We start from the raw sequence: 4,347 nt of genomic DNA on the forward strand, positions 1-4,347 counted from the left end.
CGAAAAAAGACGATGGGTATTGGTCAACAATGAAAGTATTCCCATCGCTACAAGCAAGCAAGGGTCGTTTGGGGTGGAATTCAACAAAAACAAACTGAATATCGATTTGACGGGGTTTTACAAAATCGTCGACGGCATAACGGCATCGAACCAGGGATTTTACAATAATTTCCAATACAAGAAAGCACACGGAAGCTATACCGCCAAAGGCATTGAATTTTTGGCCAATAAAACTTCCGGCCAGTTCAGCACATGGGTTAGCTACACCTTCAGCACAAACGACTATACATTTGACAGCTTCACCCCTTCCCGATTTCCCAATAACACTGATATAAGGCATTCTGCCTCTGTTGGGGTCAATTATGACATCATGACCAACTTCAAGGTTTCTGTTGGCGGTATTTGGAGAAACGGCCAACCTTACACTATCCCACTTGCAGCAAACGAAACGGTTCAAAACGGCAATACCACAATGGTGAATTACGATTCCCCAAACAGCGAAAACCTCGATGACTTCATGCGCTTGGATGCTTCGCTCAGTTATAACTTCAATTTTTCTGGCGGTATCAAAGGAATTATTCGTGCGGGAGTCATTAATATAACTGATGAGGCCAATGTGATCAACCGCTATTACAAAGTGGATCCAAACGATTCCGAGAAAACGGTAAGAGTCGATAACAAATCCCTCGGCATGACTCCTAATGTCAGTTTCAGGGTTAATTTCTAGGAGAGGCCATTATTACTCCTATTCCTTCTTACTACTATTTATAAGAATAGTACTAAATAAAAACTGCAGTTACCCCAAAAAAGATATTTATATTTGATGGAAATGCGATACCCCAATAGCGACAATCTACCCGATTACGGGTATATAGTCGCTATTGCGTAGCGGGTATATACTAGTTATCTGTAATATAATCCAAAATAACGCACACAATGGACAAAACAATAATTTTTCTAATTTTGTTTTACTCTCTGAATTTATATTCTCAAAATAATTTGACAGACATTAAAAATGAAAGTTTGCAAATAATTAAGAAAATCAATAGAGAAAATAAAAACCAGAATTTAAATGATAAATTAATTTCAGAATTATTCTATCAAAAAATTATGTGTATTGTATGTAATGAACAGAACTATGATGAAAATTTCCTAATAGAAAACAGGAAAATAAAAAATAATATTAATGAAATTATTCCTTTCTTGAATCCAAAAAAATTAAAAAAAAGTGCAATTACATATGATAAAGACCGAGATGAATATTCTTTAGGTTATCAGTTGGCTAAACCTAATCCTAAAACAAAATTTGAAGGTTCTGGTGCATTGTTACGTTTTAAAAAAGAAAATGGGAAACTTAAAATCTTTAGTATCGAAACGATACCATAAACTGCACTACAGATAACAGCGGTTTTGCCGGATTTGGGAATTCGGCTTAATTTGAAGTTGGTCTTGTACTTGAATTAAAAGTGTTTAACCGAAAGATAAAGCTGAATTTAATCCCAAAACCCAAGCAAAGCCACGGGAACGTTAGCTGTAATGCAAAAACGATAATCCGCATTTAAAAAAGCAACGACAGACAACAGTCAAAAACCAAGGATATTATGACTAAATTTTTTATAACATTTGCACTAACAATACTTTTTTACTTTACAACATTTGGACAAGTAGAAAACAGCACTAAAACAACTAAACGAATTAACACCTACTTATCCGAACTTGGAAAAGCTGGGTTTTATGGAAGTGTACTTGTTGAACTAAACGGTAATAAAGTAATTTCAAAAGGATATGGTTTCAGTGATAAAGAACATTCAATAAAAAACGATCCAACAATAATTTTTAGCACAGGCTCTATTACAAAACAGTTCACTGCAACCGCTATATTAAAATTAGAAATGCAAGATAAATTATCAACTGACGATAAAATTTCAAAATATTTTGAAAATCTACCAAAGGATAAAGAAAATATTAGCATTCACGATTTACTTAGACATCAATCGGGCCTAGAAAGCAACGTTGGTAGCGACTTTGATAAAATAAGTCAAACTGATTTCATTGATAAAGTAATGAATTCTTCTTTGCTTTTTGAAAGCGGAACAAGATTTTCCTATTCTAATATTGGATATAGTTTATTGGCTATAATCATTGAAAAAGTTTCGGGAACTACTTACGAAAACTATTTGTATGAAAACCTATGGAAACCTGCTCAAATGGAATTTACAGGATATTCAAGACCCAATTTTGACAATAATAAAATTGCAATTGGTTATTACAAGGATGGTAAAGTTTGGGGGAAATCAACGGATAAAAATTGGGATATTGACGCACCCTACTGGCATCTAAAAGGAAACGGCGGAATACTTTCTACAACAGAAGATTTATACAAATGGCATAAAGCATTGATGACAGAACAGATTTTATCAAAAGGGGAGAAAAAAAAATTATACCATCCAAGATTGAGACCCAATGAAAATGAAAATCCATATTATGCATACGGTTGGGATATTTTTAAAACAAATCGAAATACTTTGCAAATTTGGCATAACGGTACAAACAATATTATATATGCAGATTTCTTAAGATATATTAATGAAAAAGTAACGATTATAATGCTTTCCAATAAATCGCATCCAAATTTTGACGGACTAAATAAAGAAATCGCTAAAATTATTTTTGATAAAAATTATAAGCCAATCATACCAATGAAGCCAATCAGAAATATTCTCAAAACTTAATTGAAATAATTTTAAGTAAAGGAATTGAAGCAGGCAAAGAAAACTATAAAAAAAGACCAGTTAAAATAGATATTTTAGAATACCTATTAAACGCAAAAGGTTACGTTTTTTTGTCTCAAAAAAATTATGATAAAGCAATAGACATTTTCACAATGAATACATTTGCATATCCAAATTCTGCAAATGTGTTCGACAGTTTAGGAGAAGCATATATGAACAAAGGTGACAAAACTTTGGCTATTAAAAACTATGAGAAAAGTTTGGAATTAAACCCAAATAATGGAAATGCAAAAGATATGCTTACAGAATTGAGAAAATAGCAACAAATACACTACCGCTAACATCGTATTGCCAAAAGTAGGACTTCGTTGCTTTATTGATCGCCATGCACCAATACGCACTGACAAATTATGAAAAAAACAATTATACTAATTTTGACAATATTGGCTTCGGCTCAAGTCAAAGCCCAATTAATAAAGGAAAAGTCGCTGAACATTTCAATAGGCTATGGAATAAGGGCCCCTTATGATGATGCTGACATAAGTGGTTCTGGCTTTTATTTACAAGGGGAATACGTACTTGACCTTGCCAAGTGGATTGATATTAGACCTTATGCCGGTCTTATATTGACAAAACCTGACACTGATAACCAACAAAACGAGCCTAATTACAAAGTAACTTCAAACGCTTTTCTAATTGGAACAAAAGCACGAATTAAGGCGCCTTTTCCTTGGGTAGCACCCTATCTGGAAGCTGGAGTCGGCGCATCAATAGGATCTTTTGAAACCTATACGCCATTCACCACTATAGATAAAAGTGGATTGATTTTACATATTCCATTCTCCCTTGGATTGGAATTGGGACCAAAACACAATTTTGATATTGCCTTTACTTATTATTTTCATCCTAGTGTGGAACAGTTTTCTGGTGCAGCTGCATTTGGATTTTCGTTTCCGCTAAACGGTAATTGAGTATAAAGCGATTTATGCCAAGCAACTTTAACATTTCATGATAACAAGCTTTAATGTTATTAGAATGATGGCTAAAACCTTTGCAATTCACCCATAAAATAATTATATTTATAGGTACATCCTAATCAACCGATATGTCCACTTCACTGTATAACAATAGGTTGCCTACTACATTTTTGCTTTTGGCAGGCAGCATCCTTATTATACTTACTTTTATAAGGTTTGGCATTGGAGAGTTAGGTTGGGTTGTGTTCGCACCTATGCTGGTATTCATCCATGAATGCAGCAAAACAAAACAAAAATTCACTCTCTTTATCACACTTGTTATCGCATACATCCTTGCCGTAAGCAAAATGGTGACAAGCGAAATTCCGTGGGCACCGGCACCAATGTATGCCATACCTATCGCAATTGAAGTATTTGTGTCGATGTATGTAGCTGGAGTAGCGCACCACAGGCTGGGAGCTCGATGGGGCGCGTATACATTTGCATCCGTCCTTACCGTGATGGGTTGGATTCAATACAGCTTCACACCTGGTGCCACTTGGGGGATTCTTGCTCATACCCAGCAGGATAATCTGCCACTTGTTCAGCTTGCAGCATTAACTGGCGTGGGCGGCATCACTTTCCTTGTCGCCCTCGGC

General features: G+C 35.0%; 6 protein-coding genes. All 6 read left to right on the forward strand.

The annotated features are described in order from the left end of the window. On the forward strand, positions 1 to 727 hold a 727-nt coding region (locus VIH09_RS03240; protein WP_331577822.1), incomplete at its 5' end, for a TonB-dependent receptor. A 209-nt stretch (positions 728 to 936) separates the two neighbouring features. Then, positions 937 to 1,386, forward strand: a complete 450-nt coding sequence (locus VIH09_RS03245) for a hypothetical protein (RefSeq protein WP_331577824.1) — start codon at positions 937 to 939, stop codon at positions 1,384 to 1,386. A gap of 215 nt (positions 1,387 to 1,601) precedes the next feature. Beyond that, positions 1,602 to 2,732 carry a serine hydrolase domain-containing protein gene (locus VIH09_RS03250; RefSeq protein ID WP_331577826.1) on the forward strand — a complete coding sequence of 377 codons (1,131 nt, stop codon included), beginning with the start codon at positions 1,602 to 1,604 and terminating at the stop codon, positions 2,730 to 2,732. Positions 2,733 to 2,884: 152 nt separating this feature from the next. After that, complete coding sequence (locus VIH09_RS03255) at positions 2,885 to 3,052, forward strand: tetratricopeptide repeat protein (protein ID WP_331577828.1); 168 nt, start codon at positions 2,885 to 2,887, stop codon at positions 3,050 to 3,052. A gap of 90 nt (positions 3,053 to 3,142) precedes the next feature. Continuing rightward, positions 3,143 to 3,703, forward strand: a complete 561-nt coding sequence (locus VIH09_RS03260; RefSeq protein ID WP_331577829.1) for a hypothetical protein — start codon at positions 3,143 to 3,145, stop codon at positions 3,701 to 3,703. Between the two features lie 134 nt (positions 3,704 to 3,837). Then, on the forward strand, positions 3,838 to 4,347 hold a 510-nt coding region (locus VIH09_RS03265; RefSeq protein ID WP_331577830.1), incomplete at its 3' end, for a hypothetical protein.

It is taken from the genome of Flavobacterium sp. (assembly GCF_036515215.1).
In the GTDB taxonomy this organism is placed as follows: Bacteria; Bacteroidota; Bacteroidia; order Flavobacteriales; family Flavobacteriaceae; genus Flavobacterium.